Here is a 23,790-nt window from a genome sequence, read left to right as displayed (position 1 = left end):
CAATCGCGAGCAGGCTCGCTCCCACAGAGGGCACTACCAAGCAACGGGGAAGCACCATGCCAGTGGCAGTGATTCAAATGGTCAGCCAAAGCGATGTGCTCGCCAATCTGGCTCGCGCTCGTGTGCTGCTGGAGCAGGCCGCCGCTGGCGGCGCAAGGCTGGCGGTGCTGCCTGAAAACTTCGCGGCCATGGGCCGGCGGGATGTGGCGGACATCGGTCGTGCCGAGGCCTTTGGTCAGGGACCGATCCTGCCCTGGTTGAAACAGACCGCCCGTGACCTCAAGTTATGGATTGTGGCCGGCACGCTGCCGTTGCCGCCGGTGGACCAACCGGACGCCAGGGTGCATGCCTGTTCGTTGCTGATCGACGATCAGGGCCAGATCGTCGCGCGCTACGACAAGCTGCACCTGTTCGATGTGGATGTGGCGGACAATCGCGGCCGTTATCGCGAGTCTGATGACTATGCTTATGGCTACAACGTGGTGGTGGCCGATACACCCGTAGGGCGGGTTGGCCTGTCGGTTTGTTATGACTTGCGTTTCCCGGAGCTCTACAGCGAGCTCCGTGCCGCCGGGGCTGAATTGATCACCGCGCCCTCGGCGTTTACCGCCGTGACCGGTGCCGCCCATTGGGAGGTGTTGATTCGCGCCCGGGCTATCGAGACCCAGTGTTATGTGCTGGCCGCCGCTCAGGGTGGGCTGCATCCAGGGCCACGGGAAACCTTTGGCCATGCAGCGATAGTCGACCCGTGGGGCCGTGTGCTGGCGCAACAGGATCAAGGCGAGGCCGTTTTGCTGGCCGAGCGCGACAGCAGCGAACAGGCGTCCATCCGGGCGCGTATGCCGGTGGCTAGCCATCGGCGCTTTTTCTCGCAGGGCGCTCGACAGCGGCCTGTCCAAGACGACGAATTCAAGGCGTAGAACATATGAGCGGGTTGTTATCCTCAGTCAGTGAACACCTTCTAGCCCCCGGTGGCGTCACCCTGGAAAGCCTGCAAGGGGTGCTGGGCGACCTGGCCGGCCCGGGCATCGATGCAGCCGACCTGTATTTCCAGGGGCAGATATCCGAGTCCTGGTCGCTGGAAGACGGCATCGTCAAGGAGGGCAGTTTCAATCTTGACCAGGGCGTGGGCGTGCGTGCCCAGTCCGGGGAAAAGACCGGCTTTGCCTATAGCAACGCCATCACCCTTGAAGCACTGGGTGCCGCAGCCCGTGCCGCTCGTTCGATTTCCCGGGCCGGGCAGAACGGCAGGGTACAGGCCTTCAGTAGCCAGGAAGTGACGCAGTTGTATGCGCCGGACAACCCGCTGGAAGTCATGAGCCGCGCCGAAAAGGTCGAGCTGCTCAAGCGCATCGACGTCGCCACTCGCGCCCTTGATCCACGCATCCAGCAAGTATCGGTGAGCATGGCCGGGGTCTGGGAGCGGATCCTGGTGGCGTCCACCGACGGCGGTCTGGCGGCTGACGTCCGGCCTCTGGTGCGTTTCAATGTCAGTGTGATCGTCGAGCAGAACGGTCGTCGCGAGCGCGGCGGCCATGGCGGCGGCGGGCGCACCGATTACCGTTATTTCCTCAGCGAAGACCGCGCCATGGGTTACGCCCGAGAAGCGCTGCGCCAGGCCCTGGTCAACCTTGAAGCGATCCCGGCGCCGGCCGGCACGTTGCCGGTGGTGCTGGGCTCCGGCTGGTCCGGTGTGCTACTGCACGAAGCGGTGGGACACGGTCTGGAAGGCGACTTCAACCGTAAGGGCAGCTCGGCCTACAGCGGCCGCATGGGCGAAATGGTTGCTTCGAAACTCTGCACCATCGTCGATGATGGCACCCTGGCCGGGCGTCGCGGCTCCCTGAGCGTTGACGATGAAGGCACCCCGACCGAATGCACCACCCTGATCGAGAACGGCGTGCTCAAGGGTTACATGCAAGACAAGCTCAACGCTCGCCTGATGGGCGTGGCCCGTACCGGCAATGGTCGCCGCGAGTCTTACGCACATCTGCCGATGCCGCGCATGACCAACACCTACATGCTGGGTGGCCAGAGCGATCCGGCGGAAATAATCGCTTCGGTGAAAAAGGGCATTTACTGCGCCAACCTCGGCGGCGGCCAGGTGGACATCACCAGCGGCAAATTCGTGTTTTCCACCAGTGAGGCTTACCTGATCGAAGACGGCAAGATCACTGCGCCGGTCAAGGGCGCGACCCTGATCGGCAACGGGCCGGAGGCGATGAGCAAGGTGTCGATGGTCGGTAACGATCTGGCGCTGGACAGCGGCGTGGGGACGTGCGGCAAGGACGGGCAATCGGTGCCGGTGGGTGTCGGTCAGCCGACCTTGAAGATCGATGCGATTACCGTGGGTGGCACGGGCGCATGAAAATATTCGGGGGCTTGCATGAATCCCCGTGGCGAGGGAGCTTGCTCCCGCTCGGTTGCGCAGCGACCGCATTGGGGCTACTGCGTAGCCCAGCGGGAGCAAGCTCCCTCGCCACAGTAATTGTTACCCCGGCAAGGGATTGGTGAGCCAGTGAACAATCAGCGCAGGCCGCGTTGGGTCTCGTCCAGCTCACGAATGTATTTGAAGATTTTGCGGCTCGAGGCCGGTGGCTTGTTATGCGCCAGTTCGTGCTGGGCCTGACGGATCAGGGAGCGCAATTGCTGACGGTCAGCCTCCGGGTAGTCGATGACGAATCTTTCCAGCACGCCGTCATCGCCTGCGATCAGGCGATCGCGCCAGCGTTCCAGGCCATGGAAACGTTCGTTGTACTGCCGGGTGGAGGCATCGAGTTGATCGAGCAGAACCAGAATGGCGTCAGTGTCCTGGTCGCGCATCAGTTTGCCGATGAATTGCAGGTGCCGTTTACGCGCGATATTCGCGGTGTGCTTGGGCGCATCGGCCAGGGCCCGGCGCAAGGCGTCGGTCAGAGGCAGTTTGGCCAGCAAGTCAGGCTTGAGTGTTGTCAGGCGCTCGCCGAGGTCAACCAGAGCATGCAGCTCGCGTTTGACCTGGGATTTGCTTTTTTCACCCTCGTAGAGGGAGTCGTCGTAAGAATCAACCATGGTGGCAGTCCGCAAAGAAACGCCGCCATGATAACCAGTCGGGGGCCGCTTGTCCGGCCCGGTCGCTCGAAGACCAAGGGTTTGTACAAAAAGTCGCGCAGGCACTTTATGTACAAAGTCTTAACCGAAAGCAGAATTTGAGTGGAGAACACCATGAGTGCAGTTCAGAGCGTCGGCCCGCAAGCATTGCCGGCACTGCAGGAACAAGTCGAGCAGATCCTCGCCGAAGCCAAGCGACAGGGCGCCAGTGCGTGTGAGGTGGCGGTCTCTCTGGAACAAGGTCTGTCGACATCGGTTCGCCAGCGCGAGGTGGAGACCGTCGAATTCAATCGCGACCAGGGATTCGGCATCACTTTGTACGCCGGCCAGCGCAAGGGCTCGGCCAGCACGTCGGCCAGTGGTCCTGACGCCATTCGTGAAACGGTGGCTGCGGCGCTGGCGATAGCCAAGCACACCTCTGAAGACGAGGCTTCGGGCCTGGCCGACGCCGCGCTGATGTGCAAGGAACTGCGAGACTTCGACCTGTTCCACGCTTGGGACATCACCCCGGAACAAGCTATCGAGCAGGCGTTGCGTTGTGAGGCGGCGGCCTTCGACGCCGACCCGCGGATCAAAAACGCCGACGGCACGACCCTCAATACTCATCAAGGCTGTCGTGTATACGGTAACAGCCACGGTTTTATCGGCGGTTATGCGTCGACCCGGCACAGCCTCAGTTGCGTCATGATCGCTGAAGCCGACGGCCAGATGCAGCGCGACTACTGGTATGACGTGAACCGCCAGGGCAATCGGCTCGCGGACCCGGTGAGTATTGGCCGTAAAGCCGCGCAGCGGGCGGCCAGTCGCTTGGGCGCGCGGCCGGTGCCGACCTGTGAAGTGCCGGTGCTGTTTGCCGCCGAGCTGGCCGGTGGGTTGTTCGGCAGTTTCCTGTCGGCGGTGTCCGGCGGCAATTTGTATCGCAAATCATCGTTTCTTGAAGGCGCGCTTGGACAGAAACTGTTCCCGGAATGGATGACCATCGATGAGCGTCCGCACCTGATGCAAGCCATGGGCAGCTCGGCCTTCGACGGCGACGGCCTGGCCACCTACGCCAAGCCATTCGTGGAGAATGGCGAACTGGTGTCCTATATTCTCGGCACTTATTCGGGTCGCAAGCTCGGCATGCCCAGCACCGCCAATGCCGGTGGCGTGCACAACCTTTTCGTGACCCATGGTGAAGAGGATCAGGCGGCTTTGCTGCGTCGTATGGGCCGTGGCCTGCTGGTGACGGAGCTGATGGGCCACGGCCTGAACATGGTCACCGGAGACTATTCCCGTGGCGCGGCGGGGTTCTGGGTCGAGAACGGTGAAATTCAGTTTGCGGTCCAGGAAGTCACCATCGCCGGTAACATGCGCGATATGTTCAAGCAGATTCTGGCGGTAGGGAACGACCTGGAGCTGCGCAGTAATATCCGTACCGGCTCGGTCCTGATCGAGCGGATGACCGTGGCCGGAAGCTGATTTCCCATCGCCACAAAAGAAGGCGCGTCATCCATGGGATGCCGCGCCTTTTTTGTTCATGACCTCCAGGGTGCTCGCAACTCTTGTGTTGCGTCTTATTATCATCTAATAATGAATCTCATTCGCCGAGTGAGCCCCGGTCATGAGTGTCGCCCTGCACGAACAACCCTATCTTGAAAGCTGGCGCTGGATGAGTCGTCAGATCCGCTGTGCGATGAGCCCTGACGAGCCGCGGCTAATCGAACACTACCTGGCCGAAGGCCGCTATCTGGCCTGCTGCACCGCCACTTCGCCGTGGATGGTCGCCGAAACAGCGTTTCGTTTGCTGCTCGATACGGCCTCCGACACGGCGCTGCCCTGGCACTGGCGCACGCTGTGTATCGACCAGGCGTGGCGTCCACTGCGCGACCTCGAACAACAATCGCTTTGCCGTTGCCGCCTCAAGCGCTGGCAGAGCCATGCCTGGGCGCTGGCGACCTGCGCCCTGGAGCCATCAATCCCTCTTAATGAACTGGTGCAAGGATTCCCTGATGAGTAATACCCGTATTGAGCGCGACAGCATGGGCGAACTGCAGGTCCCGATGGGGGCCCTCTACGGTGCGCAGACCCAGCGCGCCGTGGATAATTTTCCTGTCAGCGGCCAACGCATGCCGGCGCAGTTCATTCGCGCCCTGATCCTGGCCAAGGCCGCCGCCGCTCGGGCGAACGTGGAGCTGGAGCAAATCAGCGCGGCTCAGGGTAAGGCCATTGTCGATGCGGCGCAGGGGTTGCTCGAAGGCAACTTCATGGAGCATTTCCCTGTGGATATCTTCCAGACCGGTTCCGGCACCAGCTCCAACATGAACGCCAACGAGGTGATCGCGACGCTGGCCAGCCGTCTGCTGGGTGAGCCGGTCAACCCGAATGATCACGTTAATTGCGGCCAGAGCAGCAACGACATCATTCCCACCAGTATTCACGTCAGTGCTGCGTTGGCCTTGCATGAGCAATTGCTGCCGGCGCTGACGCACCTGGTACAGGTGATCGAACGCAAGGCTGAGCAAGTCCACCCATTCATCAAGACGGGTCGCACTCACCTGATGGATGCCATGCCCGTGCGTTTGAGCCAGGTGCTGGAGGGGTGGGCACAACAGCTCAAAGCCAATGTCGAGCATCTGCAAGCCTTGTTGCCCAGTCTGCAATCCCTGGCCCAGGGGGGGACGGCGGTCGGCACTGGGGTCAATGCTCATCCACGCTTTGCCGAGCTGTTCAGCCAGCAACTGACGCAACTGACTCAGGTGCAATTCACCCCGGGCAAGAATCTGTTCGCATTGATCGGTTCCCAGGACACCGCAGTGGCGGTCTCCGGTCAGTTGAAGACCACAGCGGTGTCGCTGATGAAAATCGCCAACGACCTGCGCTGGATGAACTCCGGGCCGCTGGCGGGCCTGGGAGAGATCGAGCTCGAAGGTCTGCAGCCTGGCTCCTCGATCATGCCCGGCAAAGTCAATCCGGTCATTCCTGAAGCTACCGCGATGGTCGCGGCCCAGGTGATTGGCAACGACACGGTGATCACCGTCGCCGGTCAGTCTGGCAACTTCGAGCTGAACGTGATGCTGCCGATCATCGCCCAGAACCTGCTGAACAGTATCGCCCTGATGTCCACCGTCAGCCGACTGCTGGCCGACAAAGCCATCGCCACATTCAAGGTCAACGAGGCCAGGCTCAAGGAGGCGCTGTCGCGCAACCCGATCCTGGTCACGGCGTTGAACCCGATCATCGGTTATCAGAAGGCTGCTGAGATTGCCAAGAAGGCCTATCAGCAGGGCCGCCCGGTCATCGATGTCGCCCTGGAGCACACCGACCTGTCGCGAAGCGAACTTGAGGTCCTGCTGGACCCGGAAAAGCTCACCGCCGGCGGTGTGTAACCCGACACCTTTGTGGAGGTACTCATCATGGAGCACTGGAAACGCACGATCGAACGGGCCAATCGCTGTTTCATGCTAGGTGAACTGGTGGACGCCCGCGAAGGCTATCTGCAAGCGCTGGCCCTGGCCCAAGTGTTGTTTGAGCGCTGGGCTGACGCCGATGAAGCGGTCGCCGCCTGCGTCGTCTCCCATCACAACCTGGCGGACCTGCACTTGCGTCTGAACCAACCGGAGGAGAGTGCCGAGTACTTGTGTGCCATCCATCAGCGCCTGTTGCAGGCCATGCAAGACGAGCGTCTTGCCCCCGCTCTGCGCGCGGCCGCGATGCGTCACAGCCACAAGACTTACGTCGAACTGCTGAGTTTCATCAGCGAGCATGGCGAATACCCACGCACCCAACGCCTGCTGCATTGCGATGCCGCTTCACTCCGGCAGCGCAACGCCCCTGTTCATTTTGGAGTTCATTGAAAATGGCTTTTACTTTACCTGCATTGCCTTACGCCTACGATGCCCTGGAGCCGCACATCGATGCGCAAACCATGGAAATCCATTACACCAAGCATCACCAGACTTACATCAACAATCTCAACGCTGCCGTGGACGGCACCGAATACGCCGAGTGGTCTGTCGAAACGCTGCTGTCCAGGGTGGAGCAGTTGCCGCAAAGCCTGAGGGGGGCGGTGATCAACCAGGGGGGCGGGCATGCCAATCATTCGTTGTTTTGGGAGGTCATGTCGCCCCAAGGCGGCGGTCAACCCGAGGGCGCTCTGGCGGCAGCGATCGAGGCGCAACTGGGGGGGCTCGAACGATTCAAGGAGGCTTTCACCAAAGCGGCGCTGACCCGTTTCGGCAGTGGTTGGGCCTGGTTGAGTGTGACCCCGCAAAAGACGCTGGTGGTGGAAAGCAGCGGCAATCAGGACAGCCCGTTGATGAGCGGCCATACGCCGATTCTAGGCTTGGACGTGTGGGAGCACGCCTATTACCTGCTGTATCAGAACCGTCGACCTGAATACATCAACGCTTTCTACAACGTGATCAACTGGCAGGAAGTAGCACGCCGTTACCAGGCAGCCCTTGCCTGAACTTCATAAAAACAATCCAAGGCTGATTATGGATACTCAAATACTGGCGATAGCTAGCGCACGGTTGTTCCGTTATGCCTTGGGGTCGCTGTTGCTGTTGGCAGGGATGACGTTGCTCGCGGCTCAGGGGCTGGCGTGGCTTGATCTGGAGCCGAAACTGCTGCGTGCGCTCCAGGGCGGTGGCCTTTGTGCCTTGGGCACCGCATTGGGCGCCGTGCCGGTGCTGGTTATCCGGCGCATGCCCCAGGCTGTGAGCGATTCGCTGCTGGGCTTCGGTGCCGGAGTGATGCTGGCCGCCACGGCATTTTCGTTGATTGTGCCGGGCATTGCCGCAGCCGAACAATTGGGGCTCACGCCTTGGGCGGCCAGTGGTCTGATCAGCTTTGGAATCCTGCTGGGGGCATTCGGGCTATATCTGGTGGACCGCAAAGTGTCAGCCAGTCCCGAAAGGCTGGTCGAGGTGCCCGGACGTCCAATTATCGCACCGCGGATCTGGCTGTTTGTATTCGCCATCGTGGCCCACAACATTCCTGAAGGGATGGCCGTCGGCGTATCGGCGGGCGGCGGCATGCCTGATGCCGACAGCCTGGCGATGGGTATCGCTTTGCAGGATGTGCCTGAGGGGTTGGTGATTGCGCTGGTGCTGGCTGCCGCGGGCATGTCGCGGCTCAAGGCGTTCGCCATTGGCGCCGCGTCCGGGCTGGTCGAGCCAGTCTTCGCGCTGTTGTGCGCCTGGCTGGTGAGCTTGGCCGAGATGTTATTGCCCCTGGGGTTGGCGCTTGCGGCAGGGGCGATGCTGCTGGTGGTCACCCATGAGGTGATTCCCGAGTCACGCCGTCATGGCTACGACAAGCTGGCGAGCCTGGGATTGCTGGTGGGGTTTTGTCTGATGATGGTGATGGATACCGCCTTGGCGTGACGCAATGCCTGTGTGGCGAGGGAGCAAGCTCCCCGCCACAGGGGTTACTCACCTTCGTCGAAGTAGTTGTTGATCAGCGCCACCAGCGCATCCAGCGCTTGTTGCTCCTGATCGCCTTCGGTTTTCAGGTGGATCTTAGTGCCTTGGCCGGCGGCTAGCATCATCATCGCCATGATGCTTTTACCGTTGATCATTTTCTCGGGGTCGCGGCCGACGCTGATCTCACAAGGAAACTGACCTGCCACACCGACGAACTTGGCTGACGCGCGGGCATGCAAGCCCAGCTTGTTGATGATTTCAATTTCCAGAGCAGGCATCGCGATGTGAATCCTTTAGCTGAGGTCGCGGTGGCGAACCTGGACGTTCTTCAGGGACTGTTGCAGGAGCTGACCCAAACGTTCGGTCAGGTAGACGGAGCGGTGATGGCCACCGGTACAGCCAATGGCAATCGTGACGTAGGCGCGGTTGCTCGCGGCAAAGCGCGGCAGCCATTTGAGCAGGTAGCTGGAGATGTCCTGGTACATTTCCTCGACATCCGGCTGGGCGGCCAGGTAGTCGATCACCGGCTGGTCGAGCCCCGATTGTTCGCGCAGCTCCGGTTTCCAATAAGGATTGGGCAGGCAGCGCACATCGAACACCAGGTCGGCGTCTACCGGCATTCCGCGCTTGAAACCGAACGACTCCACCAGAAATGCCGTACCTGGCTCCGGCTGGTTCAGCAGGCGCAACTTGATGGTGTCGCGCAGTTGATACAGGTTCAGGTGGGTGGTATTGACCTTCAGGTCCGCCAAGTCGGCGATCGGCCCCAGCAACTGACTCTCGTCATGGATGGCTTCGGCCAGGGAGCGGCTTGCGTTGCTCAGGGGATGACGCCGACGGGTTTCGGAGAAACGCTTGAGCAGCGTCTCCTCATCGGCATCCAGATACAGCACGTCGCACTGGATGTGCCGATTACGCACTTCTGCCAGCAGTTCCGGAAACCGCGACAGGTGGCTCGGCAGATTACGTGCATCGATGGAGACCGCCACCAGCGGTTGCGCCAGTTCGGTATGGATCAGGGCGCGCTCGGCCAGTTCCGGCAGCAGGCCGGCCGGCAGGTTGTCGATGCAGTAGTAGCCGCTGTCCTCAAGCACGTTAAGCGCCGTGCTTTTACCGGAGCCGGAGCGTCCGCTGACAATGATCATGCGCATGTTTAATGACCGTTCTGCTCGTCCAGGACAACCTGATACAAGGCTTCGTTGCTCGGCGCGCTGCGCAATTTCTCGCGCACTTCCTTGCGGTCCAGCATGCTGGCGATCTGGCGCAGCAGCTCAAGGTGCGCATCGGTCGCCGCTTCCGGTACCAGCAGTACAAACAGCAGGTCGACCGGTGCGCCGTCGATGGCGTCGAAATCTATGGGGGCTTCAAGGTGCAGCAGCGCACTGATCGGCGCTGTACAGGCCTTGAGGCGACAATGGGGAATGGCGATACCGTTGCCAAAGCCGGTGGAGCCCAGTTTTTCACGGGCAAACAGGGCCTCGAAGACGTCCTGCATTTCCAGATCCGGCACCTCGCGGTGGATCAGGTTGGCAATTTGTTCGAGGGCTTTCTTTTTGCTGCCACCCGGCACGTTCACCTGGGAACGGCCGGGGGTCAGGATGGATTCTAGTCGGATCATGGATTAGGGGGGTTAACGACCTGTCGCGCCCTGGAGGAGGCTCTGGGTCTTTTCCTTATGCTTTTTGAGTTGGCGATCCAGCTTGTCGGTCAGCAGGTCAATCGCGGCATACATGTCTTCATGCGCAGCATTGGCAACCACCTCTCCGCCGGGGATATGCAACGTGGCTTCGATTTTCTGCAGCAGCTTCTCGACGTTCATCGTGACTTGCACGTTGGTGATCTTGTCGAAATGCCTCTCCAATCGTTCGAGTTTTTCGCCGATGTATTCGCGAAGAGGTTCGGTCACTTCCAGTTGGTGTCCACTGATGTTGACTTGCATACAGCTTCTCCTTCGTTGCCAGTGCATAAAGCGGCAGGCAGAAATGCCTGCCACTGGAACGCTGTGGCGTGGCCTGTTACATCAACCGCTTGCGTTCGCTCGAAGGTGCGATCCCGAGGGATTCACGGTATTTAGCGACGGTACGGCGGGCCACCTGAATGCCTTGTGCCTCCAGTAAACCAGCGATCTTGCTGTCACTCAACGGCTTTTTCTGATTTTCCGCGGCCACCAGTTTTTTGATGATCGCGCGGATGGCTGTGGACGAGCATTCACCGCCTTCGGAGGTGCTGACGTGGCTGGAGAAAAAGTATTTCAGTTCATAGATGCCCCGCGGGGTATGCATGAATTTCTGGGTGGTCACCCGTGAAATGGTGGACTCGTGCATGCCCACTGCCTCGGCAATGTCGTGCAGGACCAACGGCTTCATGGCTTCGTCGCCGTACTCCAGGAAGCCGCGCTGATGCTCGACGATCTGGGTGGCCACTTTCATCAGGGTTTCGTTGCGGCTTTGCAGGCTCTTGATGAACCAGCGCGCTTCCTGCAACTGGTTGCGCATGAAGGTGTTGTCGGCGCTGGTGTCCGCGCGCTTTACGAAACCGGCGTACTGAGCGTTGACCCGCAGCTTGGGCACCGATTCCTGGTTCAGTTCCACCAGCCAGCGGTCGTTGTGCTTGCGCACGATCACGTCGGGAACCACGTACTCGGGTTCAGTGGACTCGATCTGCGAGCCTGGGCGCGGGTTGAGGCTCTGGACCAGCTCGATCACCTGGCGCAGTTCATCTTCCTTGAGCTTCATGCGACGCATCAACTGGCTGTAGTCGCGACCGCCCAGCAAGTCGATGTAATCGGTGACCAGTCGCTTGGCTTCGGCCAGCCAAGGCGTCTTGGCGGGCAACTGGCGCAGTTGCAGCAACAGGCACTCGCCCAGGTTGCGAGCACCGATGCCGGCCGGTTCGAACTGCTGGATGCGGTGCAGGACGGCTTCGATTTCATCCAGCTCAATGTCCAGTTCGGGGTCAAAGGCCTCAAGGATTTCTTCAAGCGTTTCGTCCAGGTAGCCCTGATTGTTGATGCAGTCGATCAGGGTTACGGCAATCAGACGATCGGTATCGGACATCGGCGCCAGGTTCAGTTGCCACAGCAAGTGGCTCTGCAGGCTTTCGCCGGTGGAGGTGCGGGTGGTGAAGTCCCACTCGTCGTCATCGCTGCTGGGCAGGCTGCTGGCGCTGGTTTGGTAGACGTCTTCCCAGGCAGTATCCACGGGCAGATCGTTGGGGATGCGTTCGTTCCATTCGCCATCCTCCAGGTTATCCACCGTCGGGGCGGTTTCCTGGTAGGACGGTTCCGGGATTTCGGTGTTGGTCTTTTGCTCGACGTTATCGGCCAGCGGATCGGTGTTGTCGAAGTCGTCGCCTTCTTCCTGGCGTTCGAGCATCGGATTGGACTCCAGGGCCTCCTGGATTTCCTGTTGCAGGTCCAGGGTCGACAATTGGAGCAGGCGGATGGCCTGTTGCAGCTGCGGTGTCATCGTCAGCTGCTGGCCCATTCTCAAGACTAGCGATGGTTTCATGGCTGGGGCTTAACACCTTATTCGCCGGCGCACATGCGCCATCCACTACAGGGCGCCGAAGCGCCAAACTTAAGCAAATTATATGCCTGAAACTGAAGTGTTTGCCTAGGGCGTCACGCAATAAAATTAGCGACGCCGAGGTGATTGACCAGACACTTTTCGCTTACAGGCGGAACTCATGGCCCAAATACACTTCCTTGACCAGTTCATTGGCCAGGATGGTCGCGGAGTCGCCTTCGGCAATCAACTGGCCATCATTGACGATATAGGCGGTTTCACAGATATCCAGCGTTTCGCGTACGTTGTGGTCGGTGATCAATACGCCGATGCCCTTGGCCTTGAGATGGTGGATGATCTGCTTGATGTCGCCGACCGAAATCGGGTCCACGCCAGCGAATGGTTCGTCCAGCAGGATGAATTTCGGTGCGGTGGCCAGGGCGCGGGCGATTTCCACACGGCGCCGTTCGCCACCGGACAGGCTCATGCCCAGGTTGTCGCGGATGTGGCTGATGTGGAATTCCTGCAGCAGGCTTTCCAGTTCCTGGCGGCGACCGGCCTTGTCGAGTTCCTTGCGGGTCTCGAGAATCGCCATGATGTTGTCGGCAACCGACAGTTTGCGGAAGATCGACGCTTCTTGCGGCAGATAGCCGATACCGGCCTTCGCCCGGCCATGCATCGGCTGGTGGCTGACGTCCAGATCGTCGATCAGGACGCGGCCCTGATCGGCCTGAACCAGGCCGACGATCATGTAGAAACAGGTGGTCTTGCCTGCGCCGTTGGGGCCGAGCAGGCCGACGATCTGGCCGCTGTCGATGGACAGGCTGACATCACGCACGACTTGGCGGCTCTTGTAGCTCTTGGCCAGGTGCTGAGCTTTCAGAGTTGCCATTACTGGGCCTTCTGCTCGTCGGTTTTCTTTTTCGGTTGGATGACCATGTCGATCCGTGGGCGCTGCTCGGTGACCTTGCTGCCAGTGGCACGACCGGCGCTGGCCAGCTTTTTGTTCGTGTCGTAGACGATTTTCTCGCCCTGGGTGGTGTTGCCGTCCTTGTCGATGACCTTGGCGCGATCGATCAGCACGACGCGGTCTTTGGCGGCGTGGTACTGAATGGTGACCCCATAGCCTTGAACTGGCTTGGTGTCACCCGCGGTTTGCATCTGTTCGAAGTAGGCCAGGTTGCCCACCGAGGTGACGACGTCGATATCGCCGGACTGGGTACGGGTGATGGTCACGGTATTGCCGGTGACCTTCATCGAGCCCTGGGTGATGATCACGTCACCTTTGTAAGTGGCGACACCGTTCTTGTCGTCCAGTTGGGCGTCGTCGGCCTGGATGCGGATAGGCTGGTCGCGGTCGGTGGGGAGGGCCCAGGCGCTCGCGCTTCCCAGTGCTGCGCCCAGACTGAGCAAAATAGGGAGGGTTTTAGCGAGCTTCATACTGTCCTCTTACGTTCGATAGCAGGTGTATCCTGCTTTCCTTCAAATACGCTTTCATTCCCGTGCCGGTCGATACACCACCGGCGCCGTCGATTCTAACGGGTTGCTCGGTCTGCGCATATTCTCGCTGCGGGAAGACTGTCATACGACTGCTGGTAATGATGGTCGTACGGTCTTTCTCATCGGTCCGGGCGATGCGTACCGAATCAATCAGTTCCACTTCGGTGCCGTCAGGATTGACTTCGGCGCGCTCGCTTTGCACGTGCCACGGAAACTCGGTGCCCCTGAAGATGTTCAGGTCTGGCTTGGTGACCAGCGTGATCTCGCTGGCCTTGACGTGGTCGACCTTGTCGGACGTCATTTCATACTGCACTTTGCCATCGGGCAGATATTGCAAGGTATGCGTATTGGTTGCATACCAGTCGATATCATTTTCCTGGACCTTGACCGCGGGGCGGTCGAGGAAGCGTTCGGGGCTGATGTTCCAATAGCCCACCGCCGCGAAAATCGCTGCGATGCAGCTGAACACCACGATGGTGCGAATTTTCTTGCTTAGCATAAATGGCTCACAGGTACGCGGCGTTGGCCGCTTCAAGGCGGCCTTGGGCGCGCAAGATCAGTTCACAGAATTCACGGGCGGCGCCTTCGCCGCCCCGTGCCGTGGTGATGCCGTGGGCGTGCTCACGCACGAAGCCGGCCGCGTTGGCCACCGCCATGCCCAGGCCGACCCGACGAATCACCGGCAGGTCCGGCAGGTCGTCACCGAGGTAGGCGACCTGTTCATAGCTTAGGTTGAGTTGGCCCAGAAGCTCGTCCAGCACCACCAGTTTATCTTCGCGTCCCTGATAAAGGTGGGGAATCCCGAGGTTCTTCGCGCGCCGCTCGACCACCGGGGTCTTGCGGCCGCTGATGATGGCGGTCTGCACGCCGGCGGCCATCAGCATCTTGATGCCTTGGCCGTCGAGGGTGTTGAAGGTCTTGAATTCGCTGCCGTCTTCGAGGAAATAAAGACGGCCGTCAGTCAGAACACCATCGACGTCGAACACGGCGAGCTTGATGTTCTTGCCTCGTAGCAGCAGGTCGGTAGTCATCACATTACTCCAGCGCGCAGCAGGTCGGACAGGTTGAAGGCGCCGATCGGACGGTCCTCGCTGTCCACCACCACCAGTGCGTTGATTCTATGGTCTTCCATGATTTTCAAGGCTTCGGCGGCCAGCATGTCGGCGCGAGCGGTCTTGCCGTGGAGGGTCATGACTTCGTCGATGGTCGCGCGGCGAATATCGATGGCGCGGTCCAGGGTGCGGCGCAGGTCTCCGTCGGTGAAGATCCCGGCAAGTTTGCCGTCGGCTTCGAGAATGACCGTCATGCCCAGGCCCTTGCGGGTCATTTCCATGAGCGCATCCTTGAGCAGCGTGCCGCGTTGTACTTGCGGCAGCTCCTGGCCTGCATGCATCACGTTTTCGACTTTCAGCAGCAGGCGACGGCCCAGGGCGCCGCCGGGGTGCGAGAAAGCGAAGTCTTCAGCAGTAAAGCCCCTGGCCTCCAGCAGGGCAACGGCCAGGGCGTCGCCCATGACCAGGGCGGCGGTCGTGGAGGAGGTCGGCGCCAGGTTCAACGGGCAGGCCTCGTGCTCGACATGCACGTTGAGGTTCACTTCGGCGGCCTTGGCCAAGGGCGAATCCGGGTTGCCGGTGATGCTGATCATCTGAATGCCCAGGCGTTTGATCAGCGGCAGCAGGGTAATGATCTCATTGGTGGAGCCGGAATTGGACAGGGCCAGGATGACATCGTCCCGGGTGATCATGCCCATGTCGCCATGGCTGGCTTCGGCCGGGTGGACAAAAAATGCCGTGGTTCCTGTGCTGGCCAGGGTGGCCGCAATCTTGTTGCCAATATGCCCGGACTTGCCCATGCCGACCACGACCACCCGGCCCTTGCTGGCCAGAATCATCTCGCAGGCGCGTACGAAATCAGCGTCGATATGGGGCAGCAAGCCTTGTACGGCTTCGAGCTCGAGGCGAATGGTACGTTGTGCCGATTGAATCAGATCGCTGGATTGGCTCATGTCAGAAATCGTATAGCCCGATGAAAAGGCGGCGATTATAGCGGCAATGAACAATTCCCTCACGTTAGTTCGTCATGCTTTGTGCGAACACCTCACAAGGTTCGCCCTGAAGCCGGGACTTTCACCTTAATCCACCCTTAACGGGAGGGGGGTAACCCTTGGGCGCGCGACAGTTGCAGTGATATAGTTCGCCGCCGGTTCGGGTGCCCGGCAGTCCGGCGTTTGTCGGTGGGCCAGGGCATTCGGATGTGAGGCTGCATCGCAAGGAGTTTAGATGAGTGCCGACAACGCCTACGCGGTCGAGCTGAAGGGATTGTCCTTCAAGCGAGGGACGCGCAGCATTTTCAATGACATCGATATCCGCATTCCCCGCGGCAAGGTCACCGGCATCATGGGACCTTCCGGGTGCGGCAAGACCACGCTGTTGCGGCTGATGGGCGCACAGTTGCGCCCCAGTGCCGGCGAAGTCTGGGTCAATGGACAGAATCTTCCAAAGCTGTCGCGCAGCGATCTGTTCGATGCGCGCAAGCACATGGGCGTGCTGTTCCAGAGCGGCGCGTTGTTCACCGATCTTGATGTGTTCGAGAATGTGGCATTCCCCTTGCGGGTCCATACCGACCTGCCGGAAGAGATGATTCGCGACATTGTCCTGCTCAAATTGCAGGCGGTCGGGCTGCGTGGTGCCCTGGACTTGATGCCGGACGAACTGTCCGGTGGCATGAAGCGCCGCGTCGCCCTGGCCCGGGCGATTGCCCTTGATCCGAAGATCCTCATGTATGACGAACCCTTCGTTGGCCAGGACCCGATTGCCATGGGCGTGCTGGTGCGCCTGATTCGCCTGCTCAACGATGCGCTGGGTATTACCAGCATTGTGGTGTCCCACGATTTGGCCGAAACCGCCAGCATTGCGGACTACATCTACGTGATCGGCGACGGCCAGGTGCTGGGGCAGGGTACGCCCCAGGAATTGAAGGCCTCGGACAGCCCGCGCATTCGTCAATTCATGAAGGGTGATCCGGACGGGCCTGTGGCGTTCCATTTTCCGGCCACGGATTACCGCACCGATCTGCTGGGGAAGCGCTGATGCGCAAGAAATCACTGATAGAAAGAGTTCGCCTGTTTGGTCGTTCCGGCATCGATGTGGTGGCAGTGCTTGGCCGTTCCTCGCTGTTTCTGATGCATGCCCTGCTTGGGCGTAACTCGACGGGTGGTGGTTTTGGCCTGCTGGTGAAGCAACTGCACTCGGTGGGCGTGATGTCCCTGGTGATCATTGTGGTCTCCGGGATCTTCATCGGTATGGTCCTGGCGCTGCAGGGGTTCAACATCTTGTCCAGCTACGGTTCGGAGCAGGCGGTTGGACAGATGGTCGCGCTGACATTGTTGCGCGAACTAGGGCCTGTGGTGACCGCGTTGCTGTTTGCCGGGCGTGCCGGTTCGGCGCTGACGGCCGAAATCGGTAACATGAAGTCCACCGAGCAGTTGTCCAGTCTGGAAATGATCGGTGTCGACCCACTCAAATACATCATTGCCCCGCGCCTGTGGGCCGGTTTCATTTCCCTGCCGGTGCTGGCGATCATTTTCAGCGTCGTGGGGATCTGGGGCGGCTCGTGGGTGGCTGTCGACTGGCTGGGTGTCTATGAAGGTTCCTACTGGTCCAACATGCAGAACAGCGTCGATTTTCTCGATGACGTGCTCAACGGTGTGATCAAAAGTGCCGTATTCGCTTTCGTGGTGACCTGGATCGCCGTGTTTCAAGGCTATGACTGTGAGCCCACGTCAGAGGGGATCAGCCGTGCCACAACCAAGACCGTGGTGTACGCCTCGCTGGCGGTCCTGGGCCTTGACTTTATTCTGACCGCCTTGATGTTTGGAGATTTCTGATGCAAAACCGCACCCTGGAAATCGGTGTCGGCCTTTTCTTGCTGGCTGGCATCCTGGCTTTGCTGTTGTTGGCCCTGCGGGTCAGTGGCCTGGCGCCGACCGCAAGCACCGACACTTATAAACTTTATGCTTATTTTGACAATATCGCCGGTTTGACGGTCAGAGCCAAAGTGACCATGGCCGGTGTAACCATCGGCAAGGTCACGGCAATCGATCTGGACCGCGACAGTTTCACCGGTCGGGTGACGCTGCAGCTGGAAAAGCGCGTGGATAACCTGCCGACTGACTCCACTGCATCGATCCTCACTGCTGGGCTGCTGGGCGAGAAATACATCGGCATCAGCGTGGGCGGTGAAGAAGCTTTGCTCAAGGATGGCGGGACCATCCACGATACGCAGTCGTCACTGGTGCTCGAGGACCTGATCGGTAAATTCCTGCTCAATACCGTTAGCAAAGACGCCAAATGAGGAGCTTTTGAATGATCTCTATCTTGCGACGTAGCCTGTTGGTGCTGCTCGCGGCGCTGCCGCTGATGGCCAACGCCGTGGCCGCGCCTTCGGCCCATGAAATCATCCAGGACACAACCACCCGGTTGCTGGCAGACCTGGCCGCGAACAAAGAGAAATACAAGCAGGATCCGGGGGCGTTCTACGACGCGCTGAACGGCATCGTCGGTCCCGTGGTGGATGCCGACGGTATTTCCCGAAGCATCATGACCGTCAAGTACTCGCGCAAGGCGACCCCGGCGCAGATGACGCGCTTCCAGGAAAACTTCAAACGCAGCCTGATGCAGTTCTATGGCAACGCCTTGCTCGAATACAACAACCAGGGCATCACCGTTTCGCCGGCCAAGGACGAAAGCGGCAACCGCACCAGCGTCGATATGCAGGTCAAGGGCAATAACGGCGCCATCTACCCTGTGTCCTACACACTCGAGAAAATCAACGGCGAGTGGAAGGTGCGTAACGTGATCATCAATGGCATCAACATTGGCAAGCTGTTCCGCGATCAGTTCGCGGATGCGATGCAGCACAACGGCAATGATCTGGACAAAACCATCGACGGTTGGGCCGGTGAAGTCGCCAAGGCCAAGGAAGTTGCCCAGGATGCTCAAGAGAAGCAGGCGCAATGAGTGAGTTGGCGAGTGAGTCGGCCGTTCGTCTGGGCGAATCCGGCGAGCTGTTGCTCAGTGGCGTGCTGGACTATCGCACCGGTCCGGCACTGCGCAAGCAGGGGCGGGCGCTGATCGGCTCCGCTGGCGCTGCAGAACTGGTGATTGACTGCTCGGCGGTGCAGAAGTCCAGCAGTGTTGGCTTGTCCCTGCTGCTGTGCTTTGTGCGTGACGCCGAGGCCGCCGGCAAGGCATGGAGCATCCGTGGGATGCCCGAAGACATGCGCGAAATAGCCCAGGTCAGCGAACTGACCGAGCTATTGGTGCACTCCTGACCCACATCCCTGAAAAAGCCCCCCGTCAGAGTCCTGCTTCGCGGGGTTCGCAGGCGCGGGGCTTTTTTGTATGATGTGCGACCCGTGCGCACAGGGCGCCGATAGAGGTTGAGCATGCAGGCCGTAGAAGTGAAGAGCTTCCTTGAAGGAAAGCTGCCCGAAACTGTCATTGAAGTTGAGGGCGAAGGCTGCAACTTTCAGCTGAACGTGATCAGCGATGAACTGGCGGCGTTGAGCCCGGTGAAGCGTCAGCAGCAGATCTATGCCCATTTGAACCCGTGGATCGCCGATGGCAGCATCCATGCGGTCACTATGAAATTTTTCAGCCGCGCGGCCTGGGCCGAGCGCACCTGAGCCCAAGGGCGTCGAGATTCTTATGGATAAACTGATTATTACCGGCGGCGTTCGTCTTGATGGCGAAATCCGCATCTCCGGGGCAAAGAACTCCGCCCTGCCGATCCTGGCCGCAACGTTGCTGTGCGATGGCCCGGTGACCGTGGCGAACCTGCCGCACCTGCACGACATCACCACCATGATCGAGCTGTTCGGTCGCATGGGCATTGAACCGGTGATCGACGAAAAGCTCAGCGTCGAGATCGACCCGCGCACCATCAAGACCCTGATCGCCCCGTACGAATTGGTGAAAACCATGCGTGCGTCGATTCTGGTACTGGGACCGATGGTGGCCCGTTTCGGTGAAGCCGAAGTTGCCTTGCCAGGTGGTTGCGCCATCGGCTCGCGTCCGGTGGACCTGCATATCCGCGGCCTGGAAGCCATGGGTGCGGTGATCGACGTCGAGGGCGGCTACATCAAGGCCAAGGCGCCTGAAGGCGGTCTGCGCGGGGCTCACTTCTTCTTCGATACCGTCAGTGTGACCGGTACCGAGAACATCATGATGGCGGCCGCACTGGCCCGCGGTCGCAGCGTATTGCAAAACGCTGCCCGTGAGCCTGAAGTGGTCGATCTCGCCAACTTCCTGATCGCCATGGGTGCCAAGATCAGCGGCGCCGGCACCGATACCATCACCATCGATGGTGTCGAGCGCCTGCATTCGGCCACTTACAAAGTGATGCCGGACCGGATCGAAACCGGCACCTACCTGGTGGCTGCTGCTGTCACCGGTGGCCGCGTCAAGGTCAAGGACACCGATCCGACCATCCTTGAAGCCGTCCTGGAGAAACTCAAGGAAGCCGGTGCCGAAGTCACCTGCGGCGAAGACTGGATCGAAGTGAACATGCACGGCAAACGGCCTAAAGCCGTCAACGTGCGGACCGCCCCGTACCCGGCGTTCCCGACGGACATGCAGGCGCAGTTCATCTCCCTCAATGCCATTGCCGAAGGCACCGGTGCGGTCATCGAAACGATCTTCGAAAACCGCTTCATGCATGTGTACGAACTGCACCGCATGGGTGCCAAGATCCAGGTCGAAGGCAACACCGCCATCGTGACCGGTACTGAGAAACTCAAGGGCGCGCCAGTGATGGCCACCGACCTGCGGGCTTCGGCCAGCCTGGTGATTTCGGCCCTGGTTGCCGAAGGCGACACCCTGATCGACCGTATCTACCACATCGACCGTGGTTACGAGTGCATCGAAGAGAAACTGCAGATGCTTGGCGCCAAGATCCGCCGCGTACCGGGCTAGGTCCGGCTGCATGGGCGCAGGGACGCGCCTGTTGATTTCGTTTCAGGTCGAGGGTGGTAACACCCTCGATGTGTGTCCGGCGCCGCTTGCGACCGGGCATGAGTACCTTGATAAGGACTGACGTTTCCCATGTTGACCATTGCACTGTCCAAGGGCCGCATCCTTGATGACACCTTGCCGCTTCTGGCTGAAGCGGGCATCGTGCCGACCGAGAATCCGGACAAGAGCCGCAAGCTGATCATTCCCACGACTCAAGCCGATGTACGCTTGCTGATCGTGCGCGCCACCGATGTTCCGACTTACGTTGAACATGGCGCCGCCGACCTGGGCGTCGCCGGTAAGGACGTGCTGATGGAATACGGCGGCCAGGGCCTGTACGAGCCCCTGGACCTGCGGATCGCCCGCTGCAAGCTGATGACCGCCGGCAAAGTCGGCGCGCCAGAGCCCAAAGGGCGTTTGCGGGTGGCGACCAAGTTCGTCAACATTGCCAAGCGTTATTACGCCGAGCAGGGCCGTCAGGTCGACATCATCAAGTTGTACGGTTCGATGGAGCTGGCGCCGCTGATCGGCCTGGCGGACAAGATCATCGATGTGGTCGACACCGGCAACACTCTGCGGGCCAATGGCCTGGAACCCCAGGATTTCATCGCTGACATCACCTCCCGGCTGATCGTCAACAAGGCTTCGATGAAAATGCAGCACGCCCGTATCCAGGCTCTGATCGATACCCTGCGCAAGGCAGTGGAATCGCGACACCGCGGCTGACTCACCTGCGCGACCTTGAGTCGCGCCCGTCTATCCGTGTCATAGCCAATTTTCTCAGGTGCCCACGCGAATGGACTGGTAGCTTAGGGCGCCTGAGCATTTGCCATTAATGAGGCCCTCGCTATGACCGCTCCCACTTCGATTCGCCGACTCAACGCTGCCGATCCGGATTTTGCGCATCATCTGGATCATCTGCTGAGCTGGGAAAGTGTGTCTGATGACTCGGTCAATCAGCGGGTGCTGGACATCATCAAGGCTGTGCGCGAGCGTGGCGACGCAGCTTTGGTGGAGTTCACCCAGAAATTCGATGGCCTGCAAGTGGCGTCCATGGCTGACCTGATCCTGCCGCGCGAGCGTCTGGAGCTGGCCCTGACCCGGATCACCGTGCCGCAGCGCGAAGCTCTGGAAAAAGCCGCATCGCGGGTGCGCGACTATCACGAGAGGCAGAAACAGGATTCCTGGAGCTACACCGAAGCCGACGGCACGGTGCTGGGTCAAAAGGTCACGCCGCTGGACCGCGCCGGCTTGTACGTGCCGGGTGGCAAGGCGTCGTATCCGTCCTCGGTGTTGATGAACGCCATTCCGGCCAAGGTCGCCGGTGTGACCGAAGTGGTCATGGTGGTGCCGACCCCACGCGGTGAAATCAACGAACTGGTGCTGGCCGCCGCCTGCATCGCAGGCGTGGACCGGGTGTTCACCATCGGCGGCGCCCAGGCCGTGGCGGCTCTGGCCTATGGCACCGAGAGTGTGCCGCGGGTCGACAAGGTGGTGGGTCCTGGCAACATCTATGTCGCCACCGCCAAGCGTCATGTGTTCGGTCAGGTCGGTATCGATATGATCGCCGGCCCGTCGGAGATCCTGGTGGTGTGCGATGGCCAGACCGACCCGGACTGGATCGCCATGGATCTGTTTTCCCAGGCCGAGCACGACGAAGACGCCCAGGCGATCCTGGTCAGCCCGGACGCCGAGTTCCTCGACAAAGTGGCCGCCAGCATCGATAAGTTGCTGCCGACCATGGAGCGCGCCGAGATCATCAGCACCTCGATCAACGGTCGCGGCGCGCTGATCAAGGTCAAGGACATGGAGCAGGCTATCGAGGTTGCCAACCGCATCGCGCCGGAGCACCTGGAGTTGTCGGTCGCTGACCCGCAAGCCTGGCTGCCGCAGATCCGCCACGCCGGTGCGATCTTCATGGGCCGCCACACCAGCGAAGCCCTGGGCGACTACTGCGCAGGTCCCAACCACGTGTTGCCGACTTCCGGTACGGCGCGTTTCTCGTCGCCGCTGGGGGTGTATGACTTCCAGAAACGTTCGTCGATCATCTTCTGCTCCGAGCAAGGTGCGTCCGAACTGGGCAAGACCGCTTCGGTGCTGGCCCGTGGCGAGTCGCTGAGCGCCCACGCCCGCAGTGCCGAATACCGCATTCTTGACGACAAGCAAGGAGACTGAACATGAGTAAATTCTGGAGCCCGTTCGTCAAGAACCTGGTGCCTTACGTGCCGGGTGAACAGCCGAAGCTGACCCGCCTGGTCAAGCTCAACACCAACGAGAACCCCTACGGCCCATCGCCCAAGGCCCTGGCGGCGATGCAAACCGAGCTGAACGACAACCTGCGCCTGTACCCGGATCCCAACAGCGATCTGCTGAAAAACGCCGTGGCCCGCTATTACGGTGTGCAAAGCAATCAGGTGTTCCTAGGCAATGGGTCGGACGAAGTGCTGGCGCACATTTTCCACGGCCTGTTGCAACACGATCAGCCGCTGTTGTTCCCGGATATCAGCTACAGCTTCTATCCGGTGTATTGCGGGTTGTACGGCATCCAGTTCGACGCGGTGCCGCTGGACGCGCAGTTCCAGATCGACCCGGCGGACTATGCCAAACCAAACGGCGGGATCATCTTTCCCAACCCGAATGCCCCAACCGGTTGCCTGTTGGCCCTGGAAGCGGTCGAGCAGATCCTCAAGGCTAGCCCGGACTCGGTGGTGGTGGTCGATGAAGCCTATATCGACTTCGGAGGCGAGACAGCCATCAGTCTGGTGGACCGCTATCCGAACCTGCTGGTCACCCAGACCCTGTCCAAGTCCCGCTCATTGGCAGGGTTGCGGGTGGGCCTGGCGGTGGGCCATCCGGACTTGATCGAAGCCCTGGAGCGGATCAAGAACAGCTTCAACTCCTACCCGCTGGATCGTCTGGCGAATGTCGGGGGCGCGGCGGCGTTCGACGATCGGGAGTATTTCGAGCAGACCTGCCGGTTGGTCATCGAGCACCGTGAATGGGTGGTGGCGCAGTTGCAGGCCAAGGGCTTTGACGTGTTGCCTTCGGCGGCCAACTTCATCTTCGCCCGTCACCCCCGGCACGATGCGGCAGGGCTGGCGGCGAAATTGCGCGAGCAGGGCGTGATCGTGCGGCACTTCAAGCAGGAACGGATTGCCCAGTTCCTGCGGATCAGCATTGGTACGCCGGAGCAGAACCAGGCGTTGGTCGACGCCCTCGGCGAACTCTAAAAGCCCGGTGAAAATCCCTGTGGGAGCAAGGCTTGCCCGCGAT

General features: G+C 60.4%; 29 protein-coding genes. 18 read left to right on the top strand and 11 right to left on the bottom strand.

Features of this window, described 5'->3' with window-relative positions:
• Window positions 1-56: 56 nt before the first annotated feature.
• Both HU811_RS11985 and tldD read left to right on the top strand, forming a co-directional pair.
• Window positions 57-920 carry a carbon-nitrogen hydrolase family protein gene (locus HU811_RS11985; protein ID WP_092394121.1) on the top strand — a complete coding sequence of 288 codons (864 nt, stop codon included), beginning with the start codon at window positions 57-59 and terminating at the stop codon, window positions 918-920.
• Between the two features lie 5 nt (window positions 921-925).
• On the top strand, window positions 926-2,368 hold the full coding sequence (tldD, locus tag HU811_RS11980) for a metalloprotease TldD (protein WP_186656038.1): 1,443 nt from the start codon (window positions 926-928) through the stop codon (window positions 2,366-2,368).
• 158 nt (window positions 2,369-2,526) lie between these two features.
• On the opposite strand, the gene yjgA is transcribed toward tldD, so the two are convergent.
• On the bottom strand, window positions 2,527-3,051 hold the full coding sequence (gene yjgA / locus HU811_RS11975; protein WP_186656036.1) for a ribosome biogenesis factor YjgA: 525 nt from the start codon (window positions 3,049-3,051) through the stop codon (window positions 2,527-2,529).
• 153 nt (window positions 3,052-3,204) lie between these two features.
• On the opposite strand from yjgA, the gene pmbA reads away from it, so the two are divergent.
• The 6 genes from pmbA (at window position 3,205) to HU811_RS11945 (ending at window position 8,459) form a co-directional block, all read left to right on the top strand.
• Window positions 3,205-4,551: a metalloprotease PmbA gene (gene pmbA, locus HU811_RS11970; protein ID WP_092456077.1), complete on the top strand. Its 1,347-nt coding sequence runs from the start codon at window positions 3,205-3,207 to the stop codon at window positions 4,549-4,551.
• A 142-nt stretch (window positions 4,552-4,693) separates the two neighbouring features.
• Window positions 4,694-5,089, top strand: a complete 396-nt coding sequence (locus tag HU811_RS11965) for a FagA protein (RefSeq protein WP_092394109.1) — start codon at window positions 4,694-4,696, stop codon at window positions 5,087-5,089.
• Window positions 5,082-6,458: a class II fumarate hydratase gene (locus HU811_RS11960; protein ID WP_092456080.1), complete on the top strand. Its 1,377-nt coding sequence runs from the start codon at window positions 5,082-5,084 to the stop codon at window positions 6,456-6,458. The genes HU811_RS11965 and HU811_RS11960 overlap by 8 nt, the downstream gene beginning before the upstream one ends.
• Before the next feature lie 27 nt (window positions 6,459-6,485).
• Window positions 6,486-6,926 (top strand): DUF2753 family protein, encoded by a 441-nt coding sequence (locus HU811_RS11955; protein ID WP_092456082.1) that lies wholly within the window; start codon window positions 6,486-6,488, stop codon window positions 6,924-6,926.
• A gap of 2 nt (window positions 6,927-6,928) precedes the next feature.
• A complete protein-coding gene (locus tag HU811_RS11950) occupies window positions 6,929-7,540 on the top strand; it encodes a superoxide dismutase (protein WP_186656034.1) in 612 nt (203 codons plus the stop codon).
• A 28-nt stretch (window positions 7,541-7,568) separates the two neighbouring features.
• Entirely contained in the window at window positions 7,569-8,459 is an 891-nt protein-coding gene (locus tag HU811_RS11945; protein WP_092456086.1) for a ZIP family metal transporter, read from the top strand.
• A 44-nt stretch (window positions 8,460-8,503) separates the two neighbouring features.
• On the opposite strand, the gene HU811_RS11940 is transcribed toward HU811_RS11945, so the two are convergent.
• From HU811_RS11940 to HU811_RS11895, 10 genes are all read right to left on the bottom strand, one after another.
• A complete protein-coding gene (locus tag HU811_RS11940) occupies window positions 8,504-8,776 on the bottom strand; it encodes an HPr family phosphocarrier protein (protein WP_186656032.1) in 273 nt (90 codons plus the stop codon).
• A gap of 15 nt (window positions 8,777-8,791) precedes the next feature.
• Entirely contained in the window at window positions 8,792-9,649 is an 858-nt protein-coding gene (gene rapZ / locus HU811_RS11935) for an RNase adapter RapZ (RefSeq protein ID WP_047228671.1), read from the bottom strand.
• 2 nt (window positions 9,650-9,651) lie between these two features.
• Complete coding sequence (gene ptsN / locus HU811_RS11930; RefSeq protein ID WP_047228670.1) at window positions 9,652-10,116, bottom strand: PTS IIA-like nitrogen regulatory protein PtsN; 465 nt, start codon at window positions 10,114-10,116, stop codon at window positions 9,652-9,654.
• 12 nt (window positions 10,117-10,128) lie between these two features.
• Window positions 10,129-10,437, bottom strand: coding sequence for a ribosome hibernation-promoting factor, HPF/YfiA family (gene hpf, locus HU811_RS11925; RefSeq protein WP_047228669.1), 309 nt, complete (start codon window positions 10,435-10,437; stop codon window positions 10,129-10,131).
• Window positions 10,438-10,513: 76 nt separating this feature from the next.
• Window positions 10,514-12,007 (bottom strand): RNA polymerase factor sigma-54, encoded by a 1,494-nt coding sequence (locus HU811_RS11920; RefSeq protein WP_047228668.1) that lies wholly within the window; start codon window positions 12,005-12,007, stop codon window positions 10,514-10,516.
• 163 nt (window positions 12,008-12,170) lie between these two features.
• Complete coding sequence (gene lptB / locus HU811_RS11915) at window positions 12,171-12,896, bottom strand: LPS export ABC transporter ATP-binding protein (protein ID WP_047228667.1); 726 nt, start codon at window positions 12,894-12,896, stop codon at window positions 12,171-12,173.
• Complete coding sequence (gene lptA, locus HU811_RS11910; protein WP_047228666.1) at window positions 12,896-13,444, bottom strand: lipopolysaccharide transport periplasmic protein LptA; 549 nt, start codon at window positions 13,442-13,444, stop codon at window positions 12,896-12,898. Before lptA ends, lptB begins: the two co-directional genes overlap by 1 nt.
• Window positions 13,431-14,003, bottom strand: a complete 573-nt coding sequence (lptC, locus tag HU811_RS11905) for an LPS export ABC transporter periplasmic protein LptC (RefSeq protein WP_186656030.1) — start codon at window positions 14,001-14,003, stop codon at window positions 13,431-13,433. The genes lptA and lptC overlap by 14 nt, the downstream gene beginning before the upstream one ends.
• Window positions 14,004-14,010: 7 nt before the next feature.
• Window positions 14,011-14,535 carry a KdsC family phosphatase gene (locus tag HU811_RS11900; RefSeq protein WP_092394083.1) on the bottom strand — a complete coding sequence of 175 codons (525 nt, stop codon included), beginning with the start codon at window positions 14,533-14,535 and terminating at the stop codon, window positions 14,011-14,013.
• A complete protein-coding gene (locus tag HU811_RS11895; protein ID WP_092394079.1) occupies window positions 14,535-15,509 on the bottom strand; it encodes a KpsF/GutQ family sugar-phosphate isomerase in 975 nt (324 codons plus the stop codon). Before HU811_RS11895 ends, HU811_RS11900 begins: the two co-directional genes overlap by 1 nt.
• Before the next feature lie 274 nt (window positions 15,510-15,783).
• On the opposite strand from HU811_RS11895, the gene HU811_RS11890 reads away from it, so the two are divergent.
• The 10 genes from HU811_RS11890 to hisC all read left to right on the top strand — a co-directional run bounded on the left by HU811_RS11890 (window position 15,784) and on the right by hisC (window position 23,747).
• Entirely contained in the window at window positions 15,784-16,593 is an 810-nt protein-coding gene (locus HU811_RS11890) for an ATP-binding cassette domain-containing protein (RefSeq protein WP_092394076.1), read from the top strand.
• Entirely contained in the window at window positions 16,593-17,390 is a 798-nt protein-coding gene (gene mlaE / locus HU811_RS11885; RefSeq protein ID WP_092394073.1) for a lipid asymmetry maintenance ABC transporter permease subunit MlaE, read from the top strand. Before HU811_RS11890 ends, mlaE begins: the two co-directional genes overlap by 1 nt.
• The gene (mlaD, locus tag HU811_RS11880) at window positions 17,390-17,857 is read left to right on the top strand and encodes an outer membrane lipid asymmetry maintenance protein MlaD (RefSeq protein WP_047228660.1); all 468 of its coding nucleotides are present in this window, start codon (window positions 17,390-17,392) and stop codon (window positions 17,855-17,857) included. Before mlaE ends, mlaD begins: the two co-directional genes overlap by 1 nt.
• 11 nt (window positions 17,858-17,868) lie before the next feature.
• Entirely contained in the window at window positions 17,869-18,522 is a 654-nt protein-coding gene (locus HU811_RS11875; RefSeq protein WP_186656028.1) for an MlaC/ttg2D family ABC transporter substrate-binding protein, read from the top strand.
• Window positions 18,519-18,836: an STAS domain-containing protein gene (locus HU811_RS11870; protein WP_186656026.1), complete on the top strand. Its 318-nt coding sequence runs from the start codon at window positions 18,519-18,521 to the stop codon at window positions 18,834-18,836. The genes HU811_RS11875 and HU811_RS11870 overlap by 4 nt, the downstream gene beginning before the upstream one ends.
• 114 nt (window positions 18,837-18,950) lie before the next feature.
• Window positions 18,951-19,190 carry a BolA family protein gene (locus tag HU811_RS11865; protein ID WP_047228657.1) on the top strand — a complete coding sequence of 80 codons (240 nt, stop codon included), beginning with the start codon at window positions 18,951-18,953 and terminating at the stop codon, window positions 19,188-19,190.
• 22 nt (window positions 19,191-19,212) lie between these two features.
• Window positions 19,213-20,478 (top strand): UDP-N-acetylglucosamine 1-carboxyvinyltransferase, encoded by a 1,266-nt coding sequence (gene murA, locus HU811_RS11860; protein WP_092394064.1) that lies wholly within the window; start codon window positions 19,213-19,215, stop codon window positions 20,476-20,478.
• 129 nt (window positions 20,479-20,607) lie between these two features.
• Window positions 20,608-21,243 (top strand): ATP phosphoribosyltransferase, encoded by a 636-nt coding sequence (hisG, locus tag HU811_RS11855; RefSeq protein ID WP_047228656.1) that lies wholly within the window; start codon window positions 20,608-20,610, stop codon window positions 21,241-21,243.
• Between the two features lie 123 nt (window positions 21,244-21,366).
• A complete protein-coding gene (gene hisD, locus HU811_RS11850) occupies window positions 21,367-22,692 on the top strand; it encodes a histidinol dehydrogenase (protein WP_186656024.1) in 1,326 nt (441 codons plus the stop codon).
• Between the two features lie 2 nt (window positions 22,693-22,694).
• A complete protein-coding gene (hisC, locus tag HU811_RS11845; protein ID WP_186656020.1) occupies window positions 22,695-23,747 on the top strand; it encodes a histidinol-phosphate transaminase in 1,053 nt (350 codons plus the stop codon).
• The last annotated feature ends 43 nt before the right edge of the window (window positions 23,748-23,790 follow it).

The sequence above is a fragment of the Pseudomonas tehranensis genome, assembly GCF_014268615.1.
Classification (GTDB): domain Bacteria; phylum Pseudomonadota; class Gammaproteobacteria; order Pseudomonadales; family Pseudomonadaceae; genus Aquipseudomonas; species Aquipseudomonas tehranensis.
The sequence above is the reverse complement of the archived record's forward strand: the minus strand, read 5'-3'. Positions and strand labels throughout refer to the sequence as shown.

What these genes read in the sequence shown, in the direction of transcription:
- HU811_RS11965 (WP_092394109.1), top strand. Translation starts at nt 4,694, where the DNA reads ATGAGTGTCGCCCTGCACGAACAACCCTATCTTGAAAGCTGGCGCTGG.
- HU811_RS11875 (WP_186656028.1), top strand. Translation starts at nt 17,869, where the DNA reads ATGATCTCTATCTTGCGACGTAGCCTGTTGGTGCTGCTCGCGGCGCTG.
- pmbA (WP_092456077.1), top strand. Translation starts at nt 3,205, where the DNA reads ATGAGTGCAGTTCAGAGCGTCGGCCCGCAAGCATTGCCGGCACTGCAG.
- hisD (WP_186656024.1), top strand. Translation starts at nt 21,367, where the DNA reads ATGACCGCTCCCACTTCGATTCGCCGACTCAACGCTGCCGATCCGGAT.
- HU811_RS11950 (WP_186656034.1), top strand. Translation starts at nt 6,929, where the DNA reads ATGGCTTTTACTTTACCTGCATTGCCTTACGCCTACGATGCCCTGGAG.
- HU811_RS11920 (WP_047228668.1), bottom strand. Translation starts at nt 12,007, where the DNA reads ATGAAACCATCGCTAGTCTTGAGAATGGGCCAGCAGCTGACGATGACA.
- lptB (WP_047228667.1), bottom strand. Translation starts at nt 12,896, where the DNA reads ATGGCAACTCTGAAAGCTCAGCACCTGGCCAAGAGCTACAAGAGCCGC.
- murA (WP_092394064.1), top strand. Translation starts at nt 19,213, where the DNA reads ATGGATAAACTGATTATTACCGGCGGCGTTCGTCTTGATGGCGAAATC.
- hpf (WP_047228669.1), bottom strand. Translation starts at nt 10,437, where the DNA reads ATGCAAGTCAACATCAGTGGACACCAACTGGAAGTGACCGAACCTCTT.
- lptC (WP_186656030.1), bottom strand. Translation starts at nt 14,003, where the DNA reads ATGCTAAGCAAGAAAATTCGCACCATCGTGGTGTTCAGCTGCATCGCA.
- HU811_RS11985 (WP_092394121.1), top strand. Translation starts at nt 57, where the DNA reads ATGCCAGTGGCAGTGATTCAAATGGTCAGCCAAAGCGATGTGCTCGCC.
- HU811_RS11895 (WP_092394079.1), bottom strand. Translation starts at nt 15,509, where the DNA reads ATGAGCCAATCCAGCGATCTGATTCAATCGGCACAACGTACCATTCGC.
- HU811_RS11865 (WP_047228657.1), top strand. Translation starts at nt 18,951, where the DNA reads ATGCAGGCCGTAGAAGTGAAGAGCTTCCTTGAAGGAAAGCTGCCCGAA.
- hisC (WP_186656020.1), top strand. Translation starts at nt 22,695, where the DNA reads ATGAGTAAATTCTGGAGCCCGTTCGTCAAGAACCTGGTGCCTTACGTG.
- hisG (WP_047228656.1), top strand. Translation starts at nt 20,608, where the DNA reads ATGTTGACCATTGCACTGTCCAAGGGCCGCATCCTTGATGACACCTTG.
- HU811_RS11870 (WP_186656026.1), top strand. Translation starts at nt 18,519, where the DNA reads ATGAGTGAGTTGGCGAGTGAGTCGGCCGTTCGTCTGGGCGAATCCGGC.
- ptsN (WP_047228670.1), bottom strand. Translation starts at nt 10,116, where the DNA reads ATGATCCGACTAGAATCCATCCTGACCCCCGGCCGTTCCCAGGTGAAC.
- lptA (WP_047228666.1), bottom strand. Translation starts at nt 13,444, where the DNA reads ATGAAGCTCGCTAAAACCCTCCCTATTTTGCTCAGTCTGGGCGCAGCA.
- HU811_RS11960 (WP_092456080.1), top strand. Translation starts at nt 5,082, where the DNA reads ATGAGTAATACCCGTATTGAGCGCGACAGCATGGGCGAACTGCAGGTC.
- tldD (WP_186656038.1), top strand. Translation starts at nt 926, where the DNA reads ATGAGCGGGTTGTTATCCTCAGTCAGTGAACACCTTCTAGCCCCCGGT.
- HU811_RS11890 (WP_092394076.1), top strand. Translation starts at nt 15,784, where the DNA reads ATGAGTGCCGACAACGCCTACGCGGTCGAGCTGAAGGGATTGTCCTTC.
- HU811_RS11900 (WP_092394083.1), bottom strand. Translation starts at nt 14,535, where the DNA reads ATGACTACCGACCTGCTGCTACGAGGCAAGAACATCAAGCTCGCCGTG.
- yjgA (WP_186656036.1), bottom strand. Translation starts at nt 3,051, where the DNA reads ATGGTTGATTCTTACGACGACTCCCTCTACGAGGGTGAAAAAAGCAAA.
- rapZ (WP_047228671.1), bottom strand. Translation starts at nt 9,649, where the DNA reads ATGCGCATGATCATTGTCAGCGGACGCTCCGGCTCCGGTAAAAGCACG.
- mlaD (WP_047228660.1), top strand. Translation starts at nt 17,390, where the DNA reads ATGCAAAACCGCACCCTGGAAATCGGTGTCGGCCTTTTCTTGCTGGCT.
- HU811_RS11940 (WP_186656032.1), bottom strand. Translation starts at nt 8,776, where the DNA reads ATGCCTGCTCTGGAAATTGAAATCATCAACAAGCTGGGCTTGCATGCC.
- HU811_RS11945 (WP_092456086.1), top strand. Translation starts at nt 7,569, where the DNA reads ATGGATACTCAAATACTGGCGATAGCTAGCGCACGGTTGTTCCGTTAT.
- HU811_RS11955 (WP_092456082.1), top strand. Translation starts at nt 6,486, where the DNA reads ATGGAGCACTGGAAACGCACGATCGAACGGGCCAATCGCTGTTTCATG.
- mlaE (WP_092394073.1), top strand. Translation starts at nt 16,593, where the DNA reads ATGCGCAAGAAATCACTGATAGAAAGAGTTCGCCTGTTTGGTCGTTCC.